Origin of the sequence: Pseudomonas sp. RIT-PI-o (assembly GCF_001297215.1) — a bacterium.
Taxonomy (GTDB): Bacteria; Pseudomonadota; Gammaproteobacteria; order Pseudomonadales; family Pseudomonadaceae; genus Aquipseudomonas; species Aquipseudomonas moraviensis_A.
In genome coordinates, this window is record NZ_LHPA01000020.1 from 250,176 (window position 1) to 273,886 (window position 23,711).

At 61.3% G+C, this 23,711-nt stretch carries 21 protein-coding genes; 4 read left to right on the plus strand and 17 right to left on the minus strand.

What is annotated here, in order from left to right:
• Positions 1-76 precede the first annotated feature (76 nt).
• Genes AEQ63_RS09855 through AEQ63_RS09865 form a run of 3 tightly spaced genes read left to right on the plus strand, consistent with a single transcriptional unit; the run spans position 77 to position 3,058 of the window.
• Positions 77-1,252, plus strand: a complete 1,176-nt coding sequence (locus AEQ63_RS09855) for an NAD(P)/FAD-dependent oxidoreductase (protein WP_042607774.1) — start codon at positions 77-79, stop codon at positions 1,250-1,252.
• Entirely contained in the window at positions 1,249-2,061 is an 813-nt protein-coding gene (locus AEQ63_RS09860; protein WP_042607773.1) for an aldo/keto reductase, read from the plus strand. Before AEQ63_RS09855 ends, AEQ63_RS09860 begins: the two co-directional genes overlap by 4 nt.
• Positions 2,062-2,092: 31 nt before the next feature.
• The gene (locus AEQ63_RS09865; RefSeq protein ID WP_042607772.1) at positions 2,093-3,058 is read left to right on the plus strand and encodes a hypothetical protein; all 966 of its coding nucleotides are present in this window, start codon (positions 2,093-2,095) and stop codon (positions 3,056-3,058) included.
• Here AEQ63_RS09865 and AEQ63_RS09870 read toward each other — a convergent pair.
• The 7 genes from AEQ63_RS09870 to msbA all read right to left on the minus strand — a co-directional run bounded on the left by AEQ63_RS09870 (position 3,055) and on the right by msbA (position 11,312).
• Positions 3,055-3,855 (minus strand): hypothetical protein, encoded by an 801-nt coding sequence (locus AEQ63_RS09870; RefSeq protein ID WP_042607771.1) that lies wholly within the window; start codon positions 3,853-3,855, stop codon positions 3,055-3,057. The two genes, AEQ63_RS09865 and AEQ63_RS09870, sit on opposite strands and share 4 nt — an antisense overlap.
• 57 nt (positions 3,856-3,912) lie before the next feature.
• Complete coding sequence (locus tag AEQ63_RS09875; RefSeq protein ID WP_064363161.1) at positions 3,913-4,599, minus strand: hypothetical protein; 687 nt, start codon at positions 4,597-4,599, stop codon at positions 3,913-3,915.
• Entirely contained in the window at positions 4,600-5,574 is a 975-nt protein-coding gene (locus tag AEQ63_RS09880; RefSeq protein ID WP_064363163.1) for a glycosyltransferase family protein, read from the minus strand.
• A gap of 130 nt (positions 5,575-5,704) precedes the next feature.
• Positions 5,705-7,126, minus strand: coding sequence for a bifunctional D-glycero-beta-D-manno-heptose-7-phosphate kinase/D-glycero-beta-D-manno-heptose 1-phosphate adenylyltransferase HldE (gene hldE / locus AEQ63_RS09885; protein ID WP_042607768.1), 1,422 nt, complete (start codon positions 7,124-7,126; stop codon positions 5,705-5,707).
• A 64-nt stretch (positions 7,127-7,190) separates the two neighbouring features.
• Positions 7,191-8,591 carry a PIG-L deacetylase family protein gene (locus AEQ63_RS09890; protein ID WP_064363167.1) on the minus strand — a complete coding sequence of 467 codons (1,401 nt, stop codon included), beginning with the start codon at positions 8,589-8,591 and terminating at the stop codon, positions 7,191-7,193.
• A 4-nt stretch (positions 8,592-8,595) separates the two neighbouring features.
• Entirely contained in the window at positions 8,596-9,492 is an 897-nt protein-coding gene (locus tag AEQ63_RS09895; protein WP_064363170.1) for a GNAT family N-acetyltransferase, read from the minus strand.
• Positions 9,486-11,312: a lipid A export permease/ATP-binding protein MsbA gene (gene msbA / locus AEQ63_RS09900; RefSeq protein WP_064363171.1), complete on the minus strand. Its 1,827-nt coding sequence runs from the start codon at positions 11,310-11,312 to the stop codon at positions 9,486-9,488. Before msbA ends, AEQ63_RS09895 begins: the two co-directional genes overlap by 7 nt.
• Before the next feature lie 125 nt (positions 11,313-11,437).
• On the opposite strand from msbA, the gene AEQ63_RS09905 reads away from it, so the two are divergent.
• Positions 11,438-12,091 (plus strand): lipopolysaccharide kinase InaA family protein, encoded by a 654-nt coding sequence (locus AEQ63_RS09905; RefSeq protein WP_064363173.1) that lies wholly within the window; start codon positions 11,438-11,440, stop codon positions 12,089-12,091.
• 3 nt (positions 12,092-12,094) lie between these two features.
• Here the strand turns inward: AEQ63_RS09905 and AEQ63_RS09910 are convergent, their stop codons facing one another.
• The 10 genes from AEQ63_RS09910 to waaF all read right to left on the minus strand — a co-directional run bounded on the left by AEQ63_RS09910 (position 12,095) and on the right by waaF (position 23,558).
• Entirely contained in the window at positions 12,095-13,531 is a 1,437-nt protein-coding gene (locus tag AEQ63_RS09910) for a hypothetical protein (RefSeq protein WP_231982442.1), read from the minus strand.
• Between the two features lie 76 nt (positions 13,532-13,607).
• Positions 13,608-14,516: a glycosyltransferase family 2 protein gene (locus tag AEQ63_RS09915; RefSeq protein ID WP_064363177.1), complete on the minus strand. Its 909-nt coding sequence runs from the start codon at positions 14,514-14,516 to the stop codon at positions 13,608-13,610.
• On the minus strand, positions 14,509-16,263 hold the full coding sequence (locus tag AEQ63_RS09920; protein ID WP_042607761.1) for a carbamoyltransferase family protein: 1,755 nt from the start codon (positions 16,261-16,263) through the stop codon (positions 14,509-14,511). Before AEQ63_RS09920 ends, AEQ63_RS09915 begins: the two co-directional genes overlap by 8 nt.
• 336 nt (positions 16,264-16,599) lie before the next feature.
• The gene (locus tag AEQ63_RS09925) at positions 16,600-18,051 is read right to left on the minus strand and encodes a lipopolysaccharide kinase InaA family protein (RefSeq protein WP_064363179.1); all 1,452 of its coding nucleotides are present in this window, start codon (positions 18,049-18,051) and stop codon (positions 16,600-16,602) included.
• Positions 18,051-18,803, minus strand: coding sequence for a lipopolysaccharide kinase InaA family protein (locus AEQ63_RS09930; RefSeq protein ID WP_064363181.1), 753 nt, complete (start codon positions 18,801-18,803; stop codon positions 18,051-18,053). Before AEQ63_RS09930 ends, AEQ63_RS09925 begins: the two co-directional genes overlap by 1 nt.
• Complete coding sequence (locus AEQ63_RS09935) at positions 18,800-19,534, minus strand: lipopolysaccharide kinase InaA family protein (RefSeq protein ID WP_064363183.1); 735 nt, start codon at positions 19,532-19,534, stop codon at positions 18,800-18,802. The genes AEQ63_RS09930 and AEQ63_RS09935 overlap by 4 nt, the downstream gene beginning before the upstream one ends.
• Positions 19,534-20,340 (minus strand): lipopolysaccharide core heptose(I) kinase RfaP, encoded by an 807-nt coding sequence (gene rfaP, locus AEQ63_RS09940; RefSeq protein ID WP_064363185.1) that lies wholly within the window; start codon positions 20,338-20,340, stop codon positions 19,534-19,536. The genes AEQ63_RS09935 and rfaP overlap by 1 nt, the downstream gene beginning before the upstream one ends.
• Positions 20,340-21,461, minus strand: coding sequence for a glycosyltransferase family 4 protein (locus AEQ63_RS09945; RefSeq protein WP_064363186.1), 1,122 nt, complete (start codon positions 21,459-21,461; stop codon positions 20,340-20,342). The genes rfaP and AEQ63_RS09945 overlap by 1 nt, the downstream gene beginning before the upstream one ends.
• Positions 21,461-22,522, minus strand: a complete 1,062-nt coding sequence (gene waaC / locus AEQ63_RS09950; protein ID WP_064363188.1) for a lipopolysaccharide heptosyltransferase I — start codon at positions 22,520-22,522, stop codon at positions 21,461-21,463. The genes AEQ63_RS09945 and waaC overlap by 1 nt, the downstream gene beginning before the upstream one ends.
• Position 22,523: 1 nt before the next feature.
• Positions 22,524-23,558, minus strand: coding sequence for a lipopolysaccharide heptosyltransferase II (gene waaF, locus AEQ63_RS09955; RefSeq protein ID WP_064363190.1), 1,035 nt, complete (start codon positions 23,556-23,558; stop codon positions 22,524-22,526).
• Between the last annotated feature and the right edge of the window lie 153 nt (positions 23,559-23,711).

Genomic DNA, 23,711 nt, shown 5'->3' on the forward strand with positions numbered 1-23,711 from the left:
CAGTTGATCATCGACAAATCCGTCCTTTTCCCGAGTCTGTATACTGCGCCCTCGTCTTGAACACTGAGGTCGCTGCATGCCATCCGTTATTTCCACCGACGTTCTGATTGTCGGCGCTGGTGTCGCCGGCCTCTGGCTGAATGCGCGCCTGCGCCGCCAGGGTTTTTCGACCGTGCTGGTGGAAAGCGCCAGCCTCGGTGGCGGGCAGAGCGTGAAGTCCCAGGGCATCATCCACGGCGGTGCCAAGTACGCGCTGCACGGTGCACTGACCGGCGCCTCGGAAGCGATCGCCGACATGCCGCGCCGCTGGCGTGAAGCGCTGGCCGGGACTGGCGAGCTGGATCTGTCCGGCGTGCGCCTGCTGTCCGAAGCGCATTACCTGTGGTCGCCAGGCACGCTGGCGGGCAACCTCACCAGTTTCTTCGCCAGCAAAGCCGTGCGTGGCCGGGTCGATCAGGTCAAGGGCGACGACCTGCCGCCGGCCCTGCAAGACAAGCGTTTCAAGGGCAAGGTCTACCGTCTCGCCGAATTGGTGGTCGATGTACCGAGCCTGATCCAGCGCTTGGCTGATCTCGCCGGTGACGGTCTGCTCGCCGGTCAGGTCATCGAGCCGCTGCTGGAGGCGGGCGTACTGGTCGGCCTGAAAGTCGATGGCCGCGAAATCCGCGCCCAGCGCATTGTCCTCAGCGCTGGCGCCGGCACGGCCCAATTGCTTGAAGCCCTGGGCCTGAGCCGGCCGGCCATGCAACGCCGGCCGCTGCACATGATCCTCGCCAAGGGCCCCGGCCTGAAACCGCTGTACGCCCACTGCCTGGGCGGCGGCAGCAAACCGCGCATCACCGTGACCACGCACCCGGCGGCTGACGGCCAATGGGTCTGGTACATGGGCGGCGATATCGCCGAAAGCGAAGGCGTGGCCCGCGAGCCGGCCGAGCAGATCGCCACCGCGCAAAAGGAAATCGCCCAATTGCTGCCGTGGATCGACCTCAGCACCACGCAATGGGCAACTCTGCGCGTCGACCGCGCCGAGCCGCTGCAGACCGGTCTGACCCGCCCGGACAACGCGTTCCTCGCCGAGGAAGGTCGTCTGCTCGTCGGTTGGCCGACCAAACTGGCACTGGCGCCGGACTTCGCCGACCGGGTCATCGCTTCGCTGCAACACGACGGCATCCAGCCGCAAGCGACCGAGCCGTTGCCGCCGTTGCCGAAACCGCCGCTCGGCGTGCCCGCCTGGGAGCAACTGCTGCCATGACCATCGCCACTTTGCACGAACTCCATCGCCCGCTGGGCAGCACCGGCCTGACGGTTTCGCCGCTGGGCCTGGGCACGGTCAAACTCGGCCGCGACCAGGGCGTGAAATACCCCAACGGTTTCCAGATTCCCGGCGACGACGAGGCGCGCATGCTGCTGCGCCAGGCGCGCGACCTGGGCATCAACCTGATCGACACTGCGCCGGCCTATGGTCGCAGCGAAGAACGCCTCGGCCCGCTGCTGCGTGGTCAGCGTCAGGACTGGGTGATCGTCAGCAAGGTCGGCGAAGAGTTTGCCGATGGCATGTCACGTCATGACTTCAGCGCTGCGCACACGCGGATGTCGGTCGAGCGCAGCCTGCAACGTCTGGAAACGGATTTTATCGATCTGGTCCTGGTGCACTCCGACGGCAACGACATGGCCATCCTTGAGCACGAAGAGGTGTACGCCACCCTCGCGGCGCTGAAGGCCGAGGGCAAGATTCGCGGCTTCGGGTTTTCCGGCAAAACCGTCGAAGGTGGCTTGAAGGCGCTGGAGCAAGGCGACTGCGCGATGGTCACCTACAATCTGAACGAACAAAACGAAAAGGCGGTCATTGACTATGCTGCTGCCCACGGCAAAGCCATTCTGGTCAAAAAAGCCCTGGCCAGCGGTCATGTCTGTCTGAGTCCGGGAGTCGATCCGGTGCGCGCCAGCTTCGAGTTGCTGTTCGCTCAGCCGGGCGTCGCCAGTGCTATTGTCGGCACGATCAATCCGCTGCACCTCGCCCACAACGCCGCGACCGTTGCCCAGGTCCTGCGTGGTCACTGACGCCGCCCCGCGGCCTTAAGCAGGAGCCGATATGCCGCGCACGCTCATCCGCAAGAACCCGAGCAACTTCAAGACGCTGCCGCTGTTCGTCGAAGCCACGCCCGAGGGCCTGAGCTATCAGAGCGTCGGCATGCCGCTGAATTTCGCCCAGACCCTGCAACGGCGCAAACCGGTCAGCGTTGCCGACAGCGAGCGCTTTGCCCTGGAGCTGGCCAATCTCGGCGTATCCGTGCGCCTGACCCTGCATTGGCAGAACCGCGATTACTGGGTGCTGGTGCGCCAACGTCGCCAGGATCGCGGTGACGTGGTGCTGAAGCTGATTTCCGGCTACGTGCCGGCCCACGAATTGAACATTCCGCTGCACACGGCGATTCAGGAAATTGCCGAAGAATGCCTGCTGGAAACCCCGGAAGGCTGGCTCGGCGGGCGTTTCAACGACACCTGGCTGCCAGCGCCCTACTCCGCTGCGCTGCATTATCGCGAGGCATTGCCGTTTCGCCTGACGCCGCTGTCCGGTTCGGCGCGTCCGGTGCGCTGCGCCAACCTGCAATTGCTGGAGCGACCACGGGCCTACGTGCATCTACCGACGGCGTCGCTGCAGTTGATCTACGACTTGCGCCTGGAAGTGCCCAAGGAAGCGAAGTCGCTGAGTCTGTTTCATGTCGATGAACGCCTCGAGGGCGATCAATTGGTCGCGCGGCTCGACCGCAAGCGGCCAGACCTGTATCTGATGCCCCTCAAGGACGGCGCGCCAACTGCGGAGCTGTTCACCCTCAAACGCGACAAGCTGATACCGGCCAGCACCCGCGGCATTCATCTGGCCGAGAGCTTCGCGACGCAACAGGGCTGGGTCGTGCACGACGAGCGCATTCGCTGGAAGGACTGGCTGGTGCAACAGGGCCTGCAACCGGCCAAGGCACCCCGCACCGGCCTCAAGCAGTTGAGCATCAAGGCACTGCGTCTGGTCGGGCTGGGCAGGAAACGCGCAAGCCGCTAGCGGCGGCGATCCCACCAGGTGCGCAACGTCGCGAAGAAGTGAAAATAACGGTTTTCGCGCTTGCCCATGCCACGCTTGGGTGAGAACGACTCTTCGGCAAATGCCCCGGTGATGCGCACCCGGGAGGCCTGAATCGGCAGTGTGCAGACCTTGGCGCCTGCCTCCAGTAGCGCGTATTTGAGCAAGCGCTCGGAGTGCAGCTTGCGACCGGTCGCCTTGCAGAAATCGAAGATGCGTTCGATGCGCTTGCCGTAGGCGACATAGGTATCGCGCCCGCATACGGCGAAACGGTCATTCAGACCGCCCCACCATTGCCAGTCGGGGATATAGACGTTGTGCCGCCGCGCCTCGACGTGGTTGAACACGTAGCCTGGCAGCGCGGTGTGGAAGAAATTGTCCGGCCGCACGAACACGACAAAGTCCGGATCGAAGGACTCGATCTCGGTGGTGACGGTGTGCAACGAGTTGAGCTGATAAATCAGGTTGCGCAGCGATGCATAGTCATCGGCCCAGGTATCGCCCAGTGCCTTGACCTGCTCGAAATTCCAACGCTCCAGCACACCGTCGGTCGAGGTAAGCGCGCCGCGCATGGACTCGAAGGGCCGATAGTTGTCGGCCGCCAGCTCGCCCTTCTCGCCGGAGCGCGAATTCTGCACTTCATCGATTTTATACAAGTGATAAAAGCACTGGACGTCGCTGCCCGCAGGCAACTGTGCCAATACGTTCTGTTCGATGGAGGGGAAGCAAATCTGGGAATTCCTCGGAATCCCGAAAAATGCCACGGCAATTTTCAACACTCGATTGCACCTATGAAGAAATGGTTCGGCCCGGCAGGCACGTGACGGCGGCGCCGCTTATTTGCGCTTGAACAGTTTTTGCCACCAGCGCCGGGGTTGCAGCGGCACGACAATCACATCGGACTTCTGCAACCAGTCCCGCTCGTAGTCCCAGGCATGGCCGCCCCACAGCTTCCCCGCCTCGTTGGAGAAGCCCAGGGTCATCAACTGATAGGTGTAACCGACATGCCCGCGCAGCCAGTCGAACAGCACCAGCGTGTTGAAGCCCGTGGACGGCCCGACGTAGCGTTTACCCCCCGGGCGGTCGATCGGGTAATTCCACAGCGGTGGCAACGGGATGCGATCCCAATACATCGCCACGCGCGGCAGTGGACACATCGGCGCCGCGCACCCCACCAGCATGGTGAAGCAACGCTGAGCCGCGCGGTCGAACAGTCGCTGTACGTCCGCATTGCCGGGCAAGCCGAAGAAATAGGCATCGGGCGCGTTGTAGCCGTGCACGAAGAGATTGACGCTCTGCTCGTTGAGCAGCGACGCCTTGATGCAGTGGTTGAAACTGACGACGACATCATCGGCGCCGATGTTCAGCGCCTCGAAGTCGGCTGCGGTAATGGCGGGATTATTGGCGATCAGCACTACTCGGGCGGCGCGACTCAGGCATTCACGCAGTGCATCGGGCAAGGCCTGCAAAACCGACTGGTCGCCACCGGGCAGCGCATCCAGCGCCATGTATTCGTCCGTCATTCAGGCTGGCACCTTCATGCCGTAGCGCAATTTGACCCAGAACCGGGTGAACGCCGACGGCGGCTGCCATGGGCGCATCTCACGCTGGATGGCTTCGGCGAGTGCCTGGCCGACCCGCGCAAACGAATAGCGACTTTCGGCGAACGCCTGGCCGTTGCTGGCAATGCGTTGTGCCAGTTCGGGGTCGTCCTGCAGCATTTTGATTTTTGCCACCGCCTCGTCTTCGCTGCGGTAGAACACCGTGTTGTGCATGTCTTCGAAACCGAGCAAGCGGTCTTCTTCGCCCTGACTCCAGGCCAGCAGCACACAGCCGCACGCCATGGCCTCGAAGTTCTTGATCATGAATTCGTTCATGCCGATATCGGCGCTGACGAAGATCTTGATGCGATTGAGCGTTTCGAGGTATTCGGCGCCTGATTGGGTGCGGGTCACGAGCATGCCGGTGCGCCGCGAGAGGGATTCAAGCATGGCCTTGCGCTCGGCGTACTCGGTGCTTTTCAGGCTGCCGAGGAAGCCGATCGGGATATCTCGTTCGACCCCGGTGTTGTGCAGCATCTGCTCGTCGTAGCCCTTGGAGACGAACAGCGTATCGATGCCTTCGGCGAGCATCTTGCGCGCGACAACAGCGCCGGACACCAAGGCCCGGCAGCTCGGCAAGCGGCTGTACAAACGCGAGTAGACGCCACGGTACTTACTGGCGGGCATGTAGTTCTGATAGGCGTCGTGTTCAAGAAAGACCAGCCCGGGAATGCACTTGAGCACCCGCAGTTGCGGAGCCAGTCGCTTGACCCGGGAGAAAATCACCACGCGGTCAAAGGTCTGGTAGTCGACTGAAGCCAGAAACGCACCCAGGTTCATCTGCTGCTGTTTGCTCAGACGATAGATGAAACATTCATCACAGTTCTGCTGCACGATGTCGTAGAGCCGGTCGAGAATGACCCGCTGTTCGTCCATCACCAGGAGCATGACTTTCATAAATTAATCGACCACGTAATGTAGGCAGGCAAGCGCAGCGGATTCAAACCTGCCAACATCAACGGAAACGGTGAGATCCCCAAGGCAAAATCCGTTCACACGCAGTACACAACGGTAAAGATTCATCTGATCAGCGACTGCGGATTTTTTCGACAATCGCCGTCGTCGAACTGTTTTCCACCAGTCCCAACACTTTCACGGTGCCACCATACGCGGTGACGATATCCGCGCCGACCACCTGGTCGATGCCGTAATCGCCACCCTTGACCAGCACATCGGGTCTGACCTCGCGCAGCAGATTTTCCGGGGTGCCTTCGGGGAAGCTGATGACCCAGTCGACCGCCCCAAGGCCCGCCAGAACGGCCATGCGTCGGTCGACGCTGTTGATCGGGCGGCCCGGCCCTTTCAGGCGACTGACTGAAGCATCATCGTTGACCGCAACGATCAGACGGTCGCCCTGGGCCCGTGCCTGTTCCAGATAGGTCACATGCCCGGCGTGGAGAATGTCGAAGCAGCCATTGGTGAAAACGATTCTTTCGTTATGGGCACGGGCGTCGGCGACGGCCAGCACCAATTGCTCAAGACCGAGCACACCGCGTTCCGAACCCTCTTCACGCTGAATGGCACGGCGCAGTTCCGGGGCGCTGATGGCGGCCGTACCAAGCTTGCCGACCACGATACCCGCCGCCAGGTTGGCCAGCGCCACGGCATGGGGCAGGTCTTCGCCAGCAGCGATCGCGGCGGCGAGGGTCGAGATGACCGTGTCGCCCGCACCGGTCACGTCGAACACTTCCCGCGCACGCGCCGGCAAGTGCAATGCCGCCTGGTCCGGGCGCAACAAGGTCATGCCATGCTCGCCACGGGTGACCAGCAGCGCACCGAGTTCAAGCTCGTGCATCAGCGTCGCGCCCTTGCTGACGAGCTCGTGCTCGTCGACACAACCGCCAACGATGGCTTCGAATTCGCTGAGGTTCGGCGTGATCAGGCTCGCGCCACGATAGATGGAAAAGTCCTTGCCCTTCGGATCGGCCAGCACCGGGATGTTTTTCGCCCGCGCGGCCTGGATCAGCGCCTGATGGTTTTTCAGCGCGCCTTTGCCGTAGTCGGAGAGGACCAGCACCTTGATGCCTTCAAGCAGGTCATCGACCTGCGAACCGAGGGCCAGGGCGTCGGTGGCGAAGGGCTCTTCGAAGTCGATACGCAGCAATTGCTGGTGCCGGCTCATGACCCGCAGCTTGACGATGGTCGGCTGGTGCGCGATGCGCTGGAACAGGGCGCGGACGCCGGCGCCCTTGAGACTGTTGCTCAGGCTGTCGGCGGCCTCGTCATCGCCAGTCACACCGACCAGCGACGCCGGTGCACCCAGCGCGGCAATGTTCAAGGCAACGTTCGCGGCACCGCCCGGACGGTCTTCGATCTGCTCGACCTTGACCACAGGCACCGGCGCCTCAGGGGAAATCCGTGAGGTTCCGCCATGCCAGTAACGGTCGAGCATGACATCGCCGACTACCAAGACAGGGGCTTGATCGAAACGCGGCATGGACAACTTCATGGAGCAACCCACATACAAAATGAACAGGGGCGCGATATTACCACAGGGTAAAGCGCCGTCCGCCTCAATCTGAAAGGTCACGCACCCAGAACAGTTCGTGACGCCGCACGGCCTTGCGGAAAAACTCGTTACTGCCTGTGACCGGCCAGCGGCGTCCGGCAAGCATCTGTTGAATGACGCGACGCAATTGCCGCTTGAATCCGAGCGCGCCCTGCAGGTCATGCTCCATGGCCAGCGCCATGGCCTTGTCCAGTTGCATATCCGCCGACAGCACCGGGCTCCACAAGCGATCAACCGGCAACGGCTCGATCGCCGGCGGCAGGGCGATACCGCCACCGGCCGGGCCCATTGGCCAACGATCATTGTCATGCAGATGGTTGGCGTACATCAGCAGGGTCGACGGCTTCCACGCACTGGCTGCGATGGCTTCCAGCAGGGCACGGGTGGAGGCGACGTGGTCGCTGTGCGGGTCCAGTTCGGGATGCGGAGTGACGACGACCTCGGGGCGAAAGTGCTCCAGCAATAGCTGTATATCGCCGACCAGATTGTTCCAGGTCGGCGCACCATCGACATCGCCCGGCAGTGTGAGCGGATTGTGCTGGCGGACAGTGCGCACATCGTTTTCGCCGGATTCGCGCGAGCCGAATGAAGTGTCCGGCTCTTCGGCCATGGCTGGCAATTGCAGGCAGTAATAGCCCAGCTGTACGCATCGACTGGCCGGCACCCCGCCCCACATCGGAATGCTCAGGCTGTCCCAACTGCGTAGCCTGCCCTTCAGCCGAGCTGCCTGAGCCTTGTCCAGACCCAGGCGCTGGAAGTCTTCGGCCTCGATTTCGCCCTGGGTCAGCGTGACGATGCTTGCTTCTTCGCAGCGACTGTAGAGGCCGAACGCAGCCAGTTCGGCATCATCGGCGTGAGGCGCGATGACCATGACCCGTTGCTGCGCGTAATCGGGATTGCTCATGACCCATAACGTACCGGCAGCGCTCAGGGTGCAATGGCGGCCGCGCAACGTCAGGGTGTTTTCACCCAGCGCTACGCCCTGCCCGGACAGATTGAGAAAGCGCCGGCCGTTGACGCCCCGCTCGAAGTCCTGGCGATCGTCGCCCAGCTCGACATAAGGATCCAGCCAGCGCCCGAGCCAGGTCGCCTTGACCTCGAGTTCAAGCACCAGCGTTTCTCCCGGCGCCAGCGACTCGCTCAGACGCAGGACACCGGCATCCAGCTTCACGGCCTGCTGCGCAGCATCCTTGGGAAAGTGATATTGATAGTCGTCAGCGGCGCGATAGAACAGATGGTCGGCAAACCACGCCTCATGCGCCACCCAGGCCAACACCAGCAATAACGGCACCAGCCACCAGCCCAGCAGGAAGCCGGCCGCCAACAGCACGATCAAGAACGCAATCAGGAACAGGCGCTTGCTGCGGCGATGGGCCTTGAGGAGCTGTTGCTTGCGAGCAGTCATGGATTCAGACCTTGTAGACGGGCACCGTGTGACACCAGCGATCCTTGTATTCACGGTCGGCACGGCCGAATGAATAGCGCAGCGTCTTGCCCAGTGCCTGAGCATCCGCCCAGGCCTGCTGGGTGTTGACGAAACTCAATACGCTGCCGGGGCTGAACTCGCGACTTTGCGGATCGACGCCGCCATTGACGTACTCCAGCGACACCCACTGCGGCGCTTCGACCCGGTAGAGAATCTGGATCGCCACCGGTGCCGATTCAAGCATCACCACTGACCCGGTCATGAACTCGCGCAGCAGGGTGAACACTTCGACCAGCCCGGCCTTGCCGGGCACTTCAAAGCCCCAGCGACGTTGAAACAGATCGCCATAGGCGGCCGCCTGCTCCTGTGGCGTCAAGTCGGACATCGGCACCAGCGACCCGCCTGCCTCTTCCAGCAGGCGCTGCTCGCGTCGCTGGTTGTAGCGAAACTTCTTCGAGTAATCCTCGGGCAACCGCGCCAGTGCCAGCCCTTCCGGTTGCGCGCGCAGGGTGCTGATCTGCTCGGCGTTGAGTTGCGAAACATACGCCATGCGCTGGCGCACCGGGACGACGACGTCTGCGGCAATCGGCAGAATCAGTTCGGCATTGCCCATGTCGAGCAGCCCGCGCTTGCCCTCGCGCTTGAGGACTTCCTTGGACAGCGCGGCGTGCCGGCCCCAGCAAGCAACAGCCGCGACGACGTCACCATCGACGATCCAGCCGAGGTAGTGCAGCTTGATGCCGACAAACGTCGACAGCCGCTCCACCACCTCGGGATGAGTCGCAAAACTGCCGCCGAAGCGCTGCCAGGCTTGGGTGTAAGCGGCCTGATCGATCTCGCTCCAGCCGCGCTCACGCCAGGCGCGAAACGCCGTCAGCATAGGTCGGTCACATGGGTCGGTTGCAGCTCGTCGCCTTCTTCGAATTCCTTGGCGTGCAAGCGGGCGTAATAGCCATTCTGTGCCAGGAGCTGGGTATGAGTGCCGCGCTCGACGATCTTGCCTTCGTCCATGACCAGAATCAGATCGGCCTTCTCGATGGTGCTCAAGCGGTGAGCGATCACCAGCGTCGTGCGGTTCTGCACCACATGATCCAGCGCCGCCTGGATATGCCGTTCGGACTCGGTATCGAGGGCCGACGTGGCCTCATCGAGAATCAGCAGCGGCGCATCCTTGAGCAATGCCCGTGCAATGGCGATGCGCTGACGCTGGCCGCCGGACAGCAGCACGCCATTCTCGCCGACCAGCGTCTCGTAGCCCTGCGGCATCTTGATGATGAACTCATCGGCGTAGGCTTCAGTGGCCGCGCGCTTGACCTCGTCGAACGGTGCTCCCGCCAGATCGCCGTAAGCGATGTTATTGGTCACCGTGTCGTTGAACAGCGTGACCTGCTGGGTCACGAGGGCAATCTGCCGACGCAGGCTGCGCAGGGTCAGGTCCTGCACCTGCACGTCATCCAGCAGAATCTGCCCGTGCTCTTTCTCGTGCTGGTAGAAGCGTGGAATCAGGCCGGCCAGGGTGGACTTGCCGCTGCCGGAGCGACCGACCAGCGCCACCATTTGCCCGGGCTCGACGACGAAACTGATGTCATCGAGGACTTTTTTCTCGCTGTTCGGATAACTGAAGCTGAGGTTGCGCACTTCGAGGCGACCTTGCAGACGGTCGCGCTCGACCGTGCCGTGATCGACTTCCGCCGGTTCGTCCAGCTGTTCGAAAATACTCTCGGCGCCAGCCACGCCCTTCTGGATCGTCGAGCTGACTTCGGAGAGCTGGCGAATCGGTTTCGGCAGCAGGCCGGCCATGGTGATGTAGGCCACCAGATCACCAGGCGACGCATCACCCCGAAGGTACAGCACCAGAAACATCACCACGGCCATGGCGCTGTACGTCACCAGTTGCAGCATCGGCGTATACACCGCGCCGGTCTTGGTCATTGTCAGTTGTTTATCGGTATTGCTCTGGCTGGCGTCGCGAAAGCGGGTCTTCTCATAGGTTTCGCCGCCAAAACTGCGGACCACGCGGTACCCGTGAATGGTCTCGGACGCCACGTGCGTGACATTGCCCATCGACACCTGAATCTTCTTGCTCTGCTTGCGGAATTTCTTGCTGGTGCTGTTCACCATCAGGCCGATGACCGGCAGGATCGCGACCATGACCAAGGTGAGTTTCCAGTTCATCCACAACAGGGTGCAGAACAGGAAGATCACCGTCATGCCTTCGCGGATCACCACCTTGATCGCATCCGTGGCGGCGCCGGTGACCATGGTCACGTTGAACGTGATGCGGGAAATCAGATGACCGGAATTGTTCTTGTCGAAATAGCTGTTGGGCAGATCCAGCAGCTTGTTGAACAGCACAACCCGCAGGTCATGCACCAGGCCCAGGGAGACCCGCGCCAGAAAGTAGTTGCCCAGATACGAACCGACGCCTTGCCACACGGCAATCAGCACGATCAACAACGGCACGCTTTCGAGCAGCTGCAACTTGCCCAGATAGGGGTTGCCCGGGAACAGACTGGCCTCTGGATTGGCCAGGCCATCGACGAAATACTTGAGGATGTAGGCAAGCATCGGTTGGGTCGAGGCGAAGATCAGGAAGCCGACGATACTCAGGATGAACAGGCCGGCGTAGGGACGCACGTAAGCCAAAAGGCGGAAATAGATCGCCAGCGTTGACTGGGCTTTCGGTTCAGGACTGCTCATGGGAATCCGCGTAAATCAGTGAGGCGGCGATGATATCACAGGCCCTTTTGCGCCGATAAACATCACCGGGCGCCAGCCTTTGGCCAAGTCGGTTAAGATAGCCGGCTCACGATGGGGAGTCTGGCATGCAATCGATTGATCACAGCACTTACGAGGCACTGCGCAAAGGTGCTCAGGTACTCGAAGCCGACGGTTCCGGCGACAAGGTGCTCAGGTTGGCCGACGGTCGCATGCTCAAACTGTTTCGCCGCAAGCGCTTGCTGAGTTCGGCGCTGTTCTTTCCCTATGCCCAACGCTTTGCCAACAACACCAGAGCGTTGCAGCAGCGCGGCATCCTCTGCCCGGATGTGATCGCCGTTTACCGTATTCCGAGCATTCAACGCGACGGCGTCTATTACGCGCCGCTGGCGGGCGAGACCGTGCGGCAATTGCAGGGCACTCCCGAAGAAACCGACACGTTGCGCGCCCGACTCGGGGCGTTCATTGCGCAACTGCATGAGAGAGGCGTGTACTTTCGATCCTTGCACTTCGGCAACGTGGTGCAGACACCGGACAATCATCTCGGGCTGATCGACATTGCCGACCTGCGTTGCCAGCGACGCGCCCTGAGCGATAGCAAGCGACTGCGCAACTTCGCTCATCTGCTGCGCTACAAGCAAGACCGGCAATGGCTGCTCGGCCAGGACGCCGGCAAAACTTTCCTCGAAGGCTACCGCCAGGCGTTGCCAGGCAATAGTCAGGATGCGCTGATCGAGCGCTTGCGCCTGCTGCTGAGCTGACCTTTAACGGCCGATCACCAGAATTGTCGCGCCCTTGCGATTGGCGAAGCGCTCGATGATGCGCATTTTGTGCGCCATCAGCCACTCGCCAAGCCACGGCTCATCACCTTTTCCTTCAATGAGGAAATAGCGGTACTGACCGGCATGCTCCGGCGACATCGCCTGCTCGCGGGTCAGCGTCGGCAGAACATAACCCCGTCCTGCGTAGTAGCTGATGCGACCGTCTTCGAACCAGGCTGCAGCGTCAGGCTCGACATGCTCGGACAACCAGCGTCCCGCCGCCACGTAATGGGTTTTGCCGGCGCCGGTGGAGATCACGTTTGACAGCATCACCAGCAGCGCTACGACCACCAGCGCCTTGGTCCAGCGTGGAAACTGCCGGGCAAACGCTGCCAATGCCATAGCCAGCGCAGGTACAAATAACAGGTTCAGGAAGCTCAGGTAACGCGTGTTCATGAACTGCAGCTTGATGAAAAACAGAATCAGCACCACCAGATACAACAGCGCAACCCAGGCGAACAGGCGATAGTCGCGCCAGTAATCGCTCAGCACCGACCAGTTGCGGCGCAGTACGAAAGGCGCAGCGAAAGGTCCCGTCAGTTTGACGAAACTGATCGCCATTGCGGCCAGCATGCCAAAAAACACAATGCGCCCAGCTTCGTCCTGCGAATACTTGGTGATCAACGAATTGGCAAATTGTTCTGAAAGTGTCTGAAACGAGGCGTACACGCCTTGCGGCGCAATCATGTCCAGATAGAGCACGAAGCGCGCAGACATCAACACGCCCGAGGCCGCGGCGACCGCAAGCCCCAACACAGGCAGTAACCCCAACTGCAACAATCGTATGCGCTGGCCAGAGCGCCACAAACCCGGCAACTGCCACAGCGCCAGCGCCGGCAATAACAGCAGAGCTTCCAGTCGAAACAAGGCTGCGGCCACGATCGCCAGATGAATCAGCCCGGCTCTGAGCCAGCCGCCCAGGGCTTGCCAGCGCAACGCCTGCCACAATGTCAGGGTGCAGAAAAACCAGAAGCCGCATTCGCGGATGATGTCATTTCGAAACGCATTGACTGCCGGCATCGCCAGCACGACCAGGCATGCCCAGCCGGCGATCTCGGGAGAGCGGCGGCGCACGCAATCCACCATCAGGGCACTGGTGCCGGCGAAAAACAGGCCGCACCACAGATAGGCACTCAATTCCAGGGGCAGATGCGTGACGCGATGGGTCAGCGCCAGAAGGAAGGAAAACCAGGGCCAGTCGAAATGCTGCCAGGCGGCATCAGTGCCATGCAAGACCACCTGCTGCGCGATATCGATGTACAAGGCGGCATCGCGCCCGACCGTGGCGGTACCTGATACGGCGACCAGCGAGAGCAGAATGCTTGCCCAGAACGCCACGCTGACCGGTCGTTCACTGATTACCTGAGCGGCCTTGGCCACCCATTTCCTATCCGTACCTTTCACCCAGCCCCCTCAACATCACGCGCCACAGGTACGCAGAAATCAATAATCCGGTTTATCGAAACAGCAGGCGCAGCGCTTTGCGCAAGTACGACCAACGCCCCAGGATGTGCCAGTCGGCCCGTAGCGCTTGCATATAGAAGGTCTTCGCCAGCGCGTACTCACGATGCGAGTAGCAATCCCGGAACAATGACAGGCAACGCTGCGCCAGATAGGCCTGACGCAAATCATGAAACTCTTGGGGCATTCGCCGACTGGAAAAAACCTCGCTGACAACTTGTTCGGTACCCGCCGCAAGACTCTGGTGCAGGTCATGACGCATGCTGTCTGCGTGCTTGTAAATGAGCGCCAGTGGTTGCTGCAGGACGCTGCAAGGGAACCGCGCCAACACCTGCGCGAAGACCGGCAAGTCCTCGACGTTGCGCAACTGTTCCGGATAGTTGCCCGGTGCGAACACCTCGCGATGCATCGCACAGGCGCCGTTGGAGATCGACACGGTTTTATCCAGCAGATAGCCCTTGACCCGCTGCCGCACCGTGGCAGGCAATGGCTTTACAGGCTGCAGGCTGCGTTTGCCCCCGGAGAAAACCGACCAGTGCGCGCCGATGATCATTCTGGTCTCGGGGTTGCTCGCGATATGTCGCGCCAGAGCGGCCAGCGCCCCCGCCGCCATTTCGTCATCAGCGTCGAGAAACACGAGAAAACGCCCGCTGGTTTCCTCGATCCCGCGGTTGCGCACGCAGGAAAGTCCGCCATTGCTTTGTCGTATTGCCCGAAATCGTCCGGCATGCTCGACCAGCAGTCTGTCCAACACTTCAGGCGTCGTGTCTGTAGACCCATCATCGATGACCAGCAGATCCGCTGCGGCCTCGTGCAACTGCGCCAATACCGACTCCACTGCCCGTGGCAGCGATCTGGCGTAGTTGTACGCGGGGATCACGACGCTGATCAGTGTTTCAGTCAAGACCGTTTCCTTGCACGCCTTCTTTGACGACAAGAATATCTTCCATGATCAGATATTGCAGGTCAGAGCCGAAAAACATGTTCAGGGCGTCAGTCGGCGAGCAGATCATCGGTTCGCCCCGACGGTTGAGCGACGTGTTCAGCGATACGCCGTTACCGGTCAGGTCTTCCAGCGCCTTCATCATGTCGTAGTAGCGCGGGTTGTACTCACGCTTGAGCACCTGAGCGCGTGAAGTACCGTCTTCGTGAACGACTTCCGGGACGCGCGTCTTCCACTCCTCGGCCACTTCGAACGTGAAGGTCATGAACGGCGCGGGGTGATCGATCTTGATCATCTGTGGCGCGACGGTGTCGAGCATCGACGGGCAGAAAGGCCTCCAGCGCTCACGGAACTTGATCTGGTGGTTGATGCGGTCAGCCACACCGGGAATGCTCGGGCAACCGATGATCGAACGACCGCCAAGTGCACGCGGGCCGAATTCCATGCGGCCCTGGAACCAGGCCACCGGATTGCCCTCGACCATGATCTTGGCAATCTCTTGCGGCATGTTGTCGAGTTTGCGCCAGGTCGGCTTGTTCTCATGACGGGCGCAGGCGGCAATCACATCTTCGTTGCTGTAAGACGGGCCAAGGTAGACGTGCTCCATCTTCTCCACCGGTACGCCACGAGCATGGGACACGTAAGCGGCGGCGCCTACGGCCGTACCAGCGTCACCGGATGCCGGCTGGACGAACAGCTCTTTGATGTCATCGCGGGCAATGATTTTCTGGTTCAGTTTGACGTTCAACGCACAGCCGCCGGCGAAGGCCAGCTTGCCGGTTTCCTTGAGCACATCGCCCAGGTAGTGGTCGATCATCTGCAGCGCCAGCTTCTCGAACAGCGCTTGCATGCTGGCGGCGTAGTGAATGTACGGCTCGTCGGCGATGTCGCCTTCTCGCTTCGGCCCCAGCCACTCGATCAGCTTCGGAGAAAAGTAGAAGCCTTTGCCCTTCTCTTTATAGCGGCGCAGGCCGATGACGTTGGCGTAGTCGGTGTTGATCACCAGCTCGCCATTCTCGAACGAGGCCAGACGCGAGAAATCATATTTGCTGGCATCGCCGTACGGCGCCATGCCCATGACTTTGAATTCGCCATCGAGCATCTCGAAGCCGAGAAATTCGGTGATCGCACCGTACAGACCACCGAGGGAGTCCGGATCGAAGAATTCCTTGATCTTGTGGATCTTGCCGTTTTCGCCGTAGCCGAAGAAGGTCGTGGCGTATTCGCCCTTGCCGTCGATGCCGAGGATCGCGGTTTTCTCTTTGAAACCCGAGCAGTGGTAGGCGCTGGAGGCGTGAGCCAAGTGATGCTCGACCGGCTCGATCTTGATTTTCTTCGGATCGAAGCCCAGTTGCTCCAGGCACCAGACGATCTTGTTGCGATAGCGCTTGTAGCGACGGTTGCCCATCAGGATCGCATCGAGCGCGCGATCCGGTGCGTACCAGTAGCGCTTGGCGTAGTGCCAGCGGGCTTTGCCGAACAGGCTGATCGGGGCGAAGGGAATCGCCACTACGTCAACGTCGGAAGGTTTGATGCCAGCTTGCTCGAGGCAGAACTTTGCCGATTCGTAGGGCATGCGGTTCTTTGCATGTTTATCGCGTACGAAGCGCTCTTCTTCTGCCGCCGCGACCAGCTTGCCGTCGATGTACAAGGCTGCGGAAGGATCATGGCTAAGGGCGCCGGACAGGCCAAGAATCGTCAATGCCACAGGGGTCTAGCCTCTTTAGTCTGCATGCAGGCGCGATGCGCCTTGAAAATTGATGTGTCCTCGCACAGGGCGAGTGACAGCTAAAGGGCGGGATTATAGCGTAAACGTCACTGAAATTACCCTGTACGAATTGACTCGTGGCGATCGGAGGAAAGAAACCGGGCGCGAGTATTCAAGTACAGCCCGCCCCCGAGCAACCATCCGGTGAAATTAACATCGGAGCCCAGCAGAGCACAGTTGATGGCTTCCACAGAAGTTGTAGGACAAATCGCGGTTTTCTGTCCGCCAACGCAAACGGGCATCTTTCAACGCATTCGCGCCCTTTCGCCAAAGCCTTCAACCAGCGCCGGGGGCTGCCTTCGGCAACCGCTGATCAATCGCCTTGTACAATGCACTGCTTTCAGGCCAGTTGCGCATGAATCGCGCGCGATCACGGGCATAGGCCGGTGCAAAACTGCCGTCGGATCCATGCTGACACATCGAATCCAGATCGATCAGCGCCCAGCGATCCTGCTGCCAGAACAGATTGTGCCCCTTGAAATCGCCATGACTGATGCGCTCGGCGATCAACCGGGCAAACAGTTGATCCAGCGCCTGCAACTCGGCTTCCGGTGCCTGGCCACTCTCCACGTAGGGCGCGAAGCGCTCGATGATGTCCGGCCCAGGCAGATACTCGGTGACCAGATAGGCACTGCGACGCAGCCACAAAAAGCGCTTCTCCAGTACCGCCAGCGGTTTCGGCGTGGCGATGCCAAGAAAGGCCAGACGATTGCCTTCGCGCCACGAGTGCCAGGCCCGGCTCGGGCGCCAGAAGCGTTTGAGCCAATGGGCAAAACCCTTGATGTTGTAGCGCTTGATCACCAGCGTGCGGCCGTCCGCCTCGACTCGGCCGACGCTGGCCGCGCCGCCGGTCTTGTACAGATGCCCCCGATCAAGCAAGGCGTCTGCCTGATCGAGCACTGGCAACATGGCAGCCTCTTCTTCGCGGCGAATCGCGCGCAAAGCGAATGCGCCGCGGTGAACCGAAAACAAGGTGCAATCGCGGCCGACCTTGATCAGATAATCCCTGAGTCGCCAGCTACGAACCTTGTCGATCTGCTTCTGCAATGCCTCCAGTGGCAAGGCATGTTCGCTGTTGCTCAACAGGTAATACACCAGCAATTCTTCAGTGAACGGTTCGAGTGACTTGGGCAACTGGGCGAAAAATACCCCGAGGTTTTCCAGCACCTTTTGCCGCGACAACGGCTGCCCCGGCGTTTCGGCACGCACGCCGGCACCATCGATCAGATACAGCTGAGCGCCGTGGCGCAACAGATTGTCCAGGTGCAGATCTTCCTGCCAGAGCCCTTTGCCGTGCAGCCGGCCGATCGCATCCAGCGCTTCGGCCAACACCGCCGTTTGCTCATCAGCCAGCACGGGCAGCGACTCGACTTTCGTCCAGGCATCGCCGAGGCTTTCAGCCTCTTCAAGAAAGTCGAACAGCAGCCAGCCGCCCTCGCCGTCTTTCAGGCCATCAGCCAACAGCAGCGGCGTGGTCATGCTCTGGGCGGCCAGCAACCGCACGCCTTCGAGCTCACGCTGGAAATGCCGGGCGGCTTTGCTGCCCACCAGTAATTTCGCCAGTACCGGCCGGCCACGCCAGACCCCGGCACCGACATAGCGCTGCCCAGGCAACACCCGCAGCAGACTCAGCAATTGCAGATCCGCCGCACCGGCCGCATCCGCCAACGTCACAGTCAGCGGTAAAGAAGGTGTGCGCCCGGCCAGGGCCAGCTCGGACAAGCGCATCAGCGGGTCTCCTTGTGGCTGCGCCGCGCCGTCAGCCGCACCAGCCAACGGTCGAGCAGTGAACTGTCATCCGGCTGATCCAGATAAGCCGCGAGCAATTGCCGCAAGTCTGCCTCGCTCCACTGCGGCGCGCGGCGTTGCAACGGTTCCAGATCCTTGACCCGATCGCGCATGCCGAACAGCAGCGGCCGGGTTTTCTCCAGATCGATCAGCTGCGCCTCATAGCCGTCGCCGGTGGCACGCAGAAAAATATGCTTGGGATAAAAACAGCCATGCACCTGCCGCACGCCGTGCAGACGCCGCGCCAGCAATCCGCAAGCCTTGAGGATGGCCGAATGTTGCGCGGCGCTGAGTTGGGCCCAGCGTTCGAGCAACGAATCCAGATCGCTCCAGCCATCCAGTGCGCGGGTGAGCAAAATGGCGCGCACTTCTCCGTCGACCTTGCGCTCACCGAAAAACGCCGCCTGCAGCGCCGGAATGCCGAGCTTGCGATAGCGGCTGATATTGCGGAATTCGCGGGCGAAACTCGGCTCGCCAAAGGGCGCATGCAAGGTACGCGTCAGATAGTTGCTCTGACGCTTGAGGTAGTAACCCTGGCCTTCCAGATCCAGGCGAAACACGCTGCTCCAGCCGCCACCGGCAGTGTTGGGCTCATCCACAGCCTCAAGCTGTTTGGCCCACAGCGCATCGAAAGTGCCGAGACCGTGACGCTCCAGCAGCGCACGGTCTTGTTCGGCGAGAAAATCAGTCATTCCCGTCCCTCAAAAAATCTCACCACGTGCCGAATCCGTTTCTTGTCGGCGACATCGAGCCGATCGCACTGGCGGTATTGCTTATAGAAGCGCAGGCGCTGGGTATTGGACAGGTGATATTTGGCCAGCTTGTCGAGACAGGCCAGGTCCTTGGTGATTCGGTACTTGAGCCAGAAGCCGCGCCAGAATTCGCCATTGGGGCAGTCGATCAGAAAAATCCGCGCCTGATCATCGATCAACAGGTTGCGCCATTTCAAGTCGTTATGGGTAAAGCGGTGATCATGCATTGTCCGGGTATAGCCGGCCAGTTGACGACTGACGCCGTCGACCCAGGCGCGATCTTCAAGCTTGGGCTCCTTGCGCTCGGCCAGTGCCGAGAGGTCTTCGGTGTTGGGCAACTCACGGGTGATCATCGCGCCACGATCGTAGGCCGCGCCCCGCCGCTCCAGCCCCCAGGCCACCACCTCGGCGGTGGGAATGCCCCACTTGGCGAAGCGCTTGAGGTTCTGCCACTCCATCTTCACCCGCGGCTTGCCGAGGTAGCGGCGCAGGCCCTTACCGGCGCCGACGTAGCGCTTGACGTAGTAATTGACACCGTCGCGCTGCACGCGGATCACCTCCGACAGCGGATCGCGGGTCAGGCGTTCACCCTGCAACGCAAACACCGCTTCGAGGCTACCGAAATCTTCGGCAAGCTCGCTGTACTGCGGCTCAAGCGTCCAGCCCGCCATCAGAGCGCGTCCCCGTAACGCTGCTTACGCTCGTAGAGCTTGTCGGCCTTGCCTTGCAGCCAGTTCAGCAGCGGCGCTTCCTGCGCCAGAATCTGCCGCAGCGGCTGCTGGAAATAGCCCTTGAGAAAACGCAGTTTGTCGCGGCGGGTCAGGCCGATATCCAGCGCCGAAAAGTACAGCGCCGCCAGGTCCTTGTTGCGCCAGCGCTGAGTGATTTTCGCGCGGGTCTGGGCACGGTGCAGGTCGATCACCGAGAGCTTGAAATCTTCCGGCGTGACCGGCTTGTCGGTGTGCAGCAGGAAGTGGCAGATGTAGCAGTCACGGTGGTTGACCCCGGCGCGGTGCATCATGCCGGTCATCCGCGCGACTTCGGCAATCAGCGCGCGCTTGAGCTTCGGCTCCGGCGGCTGTTTGACCCAGTCGATGCTGTAATCTTCCAGACTGATGGTCGGCGCCAGTTCTTCGGTGACGATAAACGAATGCTGATCCGCCGGATTGCTGCCCTTCTCGCCATAAGCGACGGCGGTCATGGTCGGCACGCCGACCTCCTGCAACCGCTGAATGGCTTTCCACTCTTGCCCGGCGCCAAGCACCGGCAGTTTGGCGGTCAGCAGATTCTTGAAGATTTCACCCCAACCAATGCCACGGTGGATCTTGACGAAAAAGCCATGGCCGTCGACTTCCGTGCGCAATGTTCGGCGCGCTTCCAGCTCGCGGTATACCTCGCCCTGCAAGCCTTCGACTGCGGCGAACGGGTCGCGTCCGGCCCAAAGGCTTTTGAACGGTTCAGCCAGCATCAACTTCATTAAGCGTGCTCCGCCAGAATCACATCGGCCGCGTGCTGCGGCATGCTGTAGAGGTCGGCCGTCTCGGCGAAGGCCAGACCTTTGCGGCTCCAGGCCGCACGTGCAGCGTCGTTGCTCAACATCTCGGTCAGGTACTGCGTCAGTTGCGCCTGCTCGAACGGCTCGTCCAGCACTCGCCCGGCATCAGCCTCGGCAATGTAATGGGCGTAACCGCAGACCGCGCTGACCAGCACCGGCAACCCGGCCACCAGCGCCTCAAGCAGCACGGTGCCGGTGTTTTCGTTGTAGGCCGGGTGAATCAACAGATCGGCGCCAAGCAGAAAACGCGGGATATCGCTGCGCCCTTTGAGAAAGGTCACATTGTCGCCCAGGCCCAGCGTCGCACTCTGCATCTGGAACAATTTGGGGTCATCCTGGCCGATTACAAACAGCCGCGTGCGTTTGCGCAATTCGCCAGGCAATCCGGCCAGCGCTTTCAGGCTGCGATCGACACCTTTGGTCTTGAAGCCGGAGCCGATCTGCACCAGCAGCAGTTCGTCGTCCTTGAGATTGAACTCGGCGCGGAAGCCGGCGCGGATTTCATCAGCATTCGCTGGACGCCGACGATCCTGGGCGATGCCCGGCGGCAGCAGATGGAAGCGTTCGAGTGGGGTGTCGTAATACTTGATGAACAGTGGCTGCTGCACTTCGGAAATCATCAGTACTTCGGTCTTCGCGTCTTTGGCAAACACCGCGCGCTCGTACTCGGCGAAGTGGCGATAGCGGCCCCAGCGACGGTACAGCGAGTTACGCAGGTTCTGCGCCTTGTCTTCGAAGCAGCCGTCGGCGGCGTAGTAGACGTCCAGGCCCGGCATCTTGTTGAAGCCGATCAAACGATCGACCGGGCGCCTGGCCAGATCCGCTGCCATCCACGCGCTGAGTTTTTCGTTGCGGCGGTGATTGAAGAACGCCTTGACCGGCGCCACCAGCACTTCAAAGCCCGGCGGTACGTCGCCTTCCCAGATCAGCGTGTAGACGCGAATCTGATGACCACGCTTCTGGCATTCGAGGGCTATGCGCATGAAATCGCGCTGCAAGCCACCGAACGGGAAATATTTGTACAGGACGAATGCCAATTGCATCAGCGCAGCTCCTCAGCCATCAACAACGTGCTCAGTCGACTGGCGACACGCTCGGGATTTACACGCGTGAAGCACAAGGGCTGCTCGCGTTTCAGGTCAAACTGACGGGCATCCTGCTCGGTCGGTTGATAAGTACATTTCTTCTGCAGGCAAGGCGCGCACGGGAAGTCGCTGGCCAGATGAATCTGCAATTTGCCGTAAGCGCCGGTCAGGCCCGGGTTGGTCGGGCCGAACAACGAAATGGTCGGCACGTCCAGCGCAGCGGCCAGATGGCCGAGCCCGGTGTCCACCGCCACGCAAGCCTGCGCGCCGGCGAGGACTTTGCCGACGCCGGCCAGATTCAGCTTCGGCAGCACTTCGGCGTGCTTGAACCCGGCAGCGATGCGCTCGGCGCGGGCCTTTTCCTGCGGGTTGCCCCACGGCAGTCTGACGCCGACGCCAAGATAGCCAACCCGCTCGGTCAGTTCGCGCCAGTAGAGTTCCGGCCAGTGCTTGGTGTCCCAGGTGGTGCCGTGCAGGAACACCACGTAGGCATTCCTGCGTGGCAACTCGACCAGTCGTTCGACGTTGAGGCCGTAATCGCCGAGGCCTTTGGGCAAGTCGTACCCGAGGGCAATGGCGAACAACTGCCGCACGCGCTCGACGGCGTGCTGACCACGGGCCACCGCCAGTTTGCGGTCATAAAAACGCGAAGCCATCGGCTCACGGGCCGAACCTTTATCGAGACCGGCCACCGGCGCTTTGACGTAGCGGGTCAGCCAGGCGCTTTTCAGCAGGCCTTGGGCATCGATCACCAGATCGTATTTGTTCGCGCGCACGCTTTGCTTGAAGCGTTTCCACTCACCGCTGGTAATGGTCTTCCAGATATTTTTGCGCCAGCGGCGGATCGCCACCGGAATCACTTTGCCAACGGCCGGGTGCCAGGGCGGGATCTCGGCGAAGCCTTCTTCCACCACCCAGTCGAATTTGATTCCGGGAATGGCCCGGGCGGCGTCAGTCAGCGCCGGCAACGCATGAATCACGTCGCCCAGCGATGAAGTCTTGATCAGCAATACCCGCAAGTTAATGAACCTCGACCACGGAGCCCTGCAGTTTCTGCAAGGCATCATTGACCGCATCCGGCATCAGCTGGCGCAGGCAGTTGTAATGGCCGAAACGGCAGGTGCGATCAAAGCAAGGGCTGCATTCGATGCCCAGGCGCACGATCTCGACCTGCTCGGCCAATGGCGGGGTGAAGCCCGGCGAGGTCGAGCCGTAGACCGCGACCAGCGGACGATTCAATGCCGCAGCGACGTGCATCAGACCGGAGTCGTTGGACACCACCGAATCGGCGCAGGACAGCAGATCGATGGCCTCGGCCAGCGAGGTACCGCCGCTGAGGTTGACTGACTCTTCGCGCAAACCCGGGATCAGCCGGGCGCGAATGTCTTCGCCCACTGCATGATCGTTTTTCGAGCCGAACAGCCATACCTGCCAGCCTTCGCGGATGCGCGCTTCGGCGACCTTGGCATAGTGCTCGGACGGCCAGCGCTTGGATTCGCCGAACTCGGCGCCGGGGCACAGGGCCAGGACCGGGCGATCGAGGGTCAGACCGAATTTCGCCAGGGCCGCTTCGCGGGTGACCGGGTCGATTTGCAGGCTCGGCCGCGGGTACGGCTTCGGCAGCTCGGCGTTCGGCTCGTAAGCCAAAGCCATGAACCGCTCGATCATCAGCGGATAGCGTTGGTTGTCGAGGGTGCGCACGTCGTTGAGCAGGCCATAGCGGAATTCGCCGCGCCAGCCGGTGCGCTTCGGGATGCCGGCAAAAAACGGCACCAGCGCCGATTTCAGCGAATTGGGCAGCAGGATCGCCTGATCGTACTGGCCGCGCAGGGATTTGCCGATACGCCGGCGCGTCGCCAGTTCCAGCGCACCGTGGCCGAGCGGGAAGCTCAAGGCCTTGCGCACTTCGGGCATGCGCTCAAGGATCGGCCGGCTCCATTCGGGCGCCAGCACGTCGATTGCGCATTGCGGGTGGCGCTGTTTGAGGCACTGAAACAGTGTCTGCGCCATCACCATGTCACCGACCCAACTGGGCCCAACGATCAGAATATTCATGTGGTTTCCAAAAACGAACCGGGGAGGCATTTACGCCTCCCCGCCTCGATAATCATTGTGGAAGCGGCGCTGCTGGCGATGGGTCACTTGCTTCAACATGACTGTCGACTGTCATTGCGCTATCGCGAGCAGGCTCACTCCTACAGGGTTTTG

What these genes read in the sequence shown, in the direction of transcription:
- rfaP (WP_064363185.1), bottom strand. Translation starts at nt 20,340, where the DNA reads ATGAAGTTGATGCTGGCTGAACCGTTCAAAAGCCTTTGGGCCGGACGC.
- msbA (WP_064363171.1), bottom strand. Translation starts at nt 11,312, where the DNA reads ATGAGCAGTCCTGAACCGAAAGCCCAGTCAACGCTGGCGATCTATTTC.
- AEQ63_RS09905 (WP_064363173.1), top strand. Translation starts at nt 11,438, where the DNA reads ATGCAATCGATTGATCACAGCACTTACGAGGCACTGCGCAAAGGTGCT.
- AEQ63_RS09935 (WP_064363183.1), bottom strand. Translation starts at nt 19,534, where the DNA reads ATGGCGGGCTGGACGCTTGAGCCGCAGTACAGCGAGCTTGCCGAAGAT.
- AEQ63_RS09930 (WP_064363181.1), bottom strand. Translation starts at nt 18,803, where the DNA reads ATGACTGATTTTCTCGCCGAACAAGACCGTGCGCTGCTGGAGCGTCAC.
- AEQ63_RS09875 (WP_064363161.1), bottom strand. Translation starts at nt 4,599, where the DNA reads ATGACGGACGAATACATGGCGCTGGATGCGCTGCCCGGTGGCGACCAG.
- AEQ63_RS09925 (WP_064363179.1), bottom strand. Translation starts at nt 18,051, where the DNA reads ATGCGCTTGTCCGAGCTGGCCCTGGCCGGGCGCACACCTTCTTTACCG.
- hldE (WP_042607768.1), bottom strand. Translation starts at nt 7,126, where the DNA reads ATGAAGTTGTCCATGCCGCGTTTCGATCAAGCCCCTGTCTTGGTAGTC.
- AEQ63_RS09895 (WP_064363170.1), bottom strand. Translation starts at nt 9,492, where the DNA reads ATGCTGACGGCGTTTCGCGCCTGGCGTGAGCGCGGCTGGAGCGAGATC.
- AEQ63_RS09890 (WP_064363167.1), bottom strand. Translation starts at nt 8,591, where the DNA reads ATGACTGCTCGCAAGCAACAGCTCCTCAAGGCCCATCGCCGCAGCAAG.
- AEQ63_RS09865 (WP_042607772.1), top strand. Translation starts at nt 2,093, where the DNA reads ATGCCGCGCACGCTCATCCGCAAGAACCCGAGCAACTTCAAGACGCTG.
- AEQ63_RS09945 (WP_064363186.1), bottom strand. Translation starts at nt 21,461, where the DNA reads ATGCAATTGGCATTCGTCCTGTACAAATATTTCCCGTTCGGTGGCTTG.
- AEQ63_RS09860 (WP_042607773.1), top strand. Translation starts at nt 1,249, where the DNA reads ATGACCATCGCCACTTTGCACGAACTCCATCGCCCGCTGGGCAGCACC.
- AEQ63_RS09880 (WP_064363163.1), bottom strand. Translation starts at nt 5,574, where the DNA reads ATGAAAGTCATGCTCCTGGTGATGGACGAACAGCGGGTCATTCTCGAC.
- AEQ63_RS09855 (WP_042607774.1), top strand. Translation starts at nt 77, where the DNA reads ATGCCATCCGTTATTTCCACCGACGTTCTGATTGTCGGCGCTGGTGTC.
- waaF (WP_064363190.1), bottom strand. Translation starts at nt 23,558, where the DNA reads ATGAATATTCTGATCGTTGGGCCCAGTTGGGTCGGTGACATGGTGATG.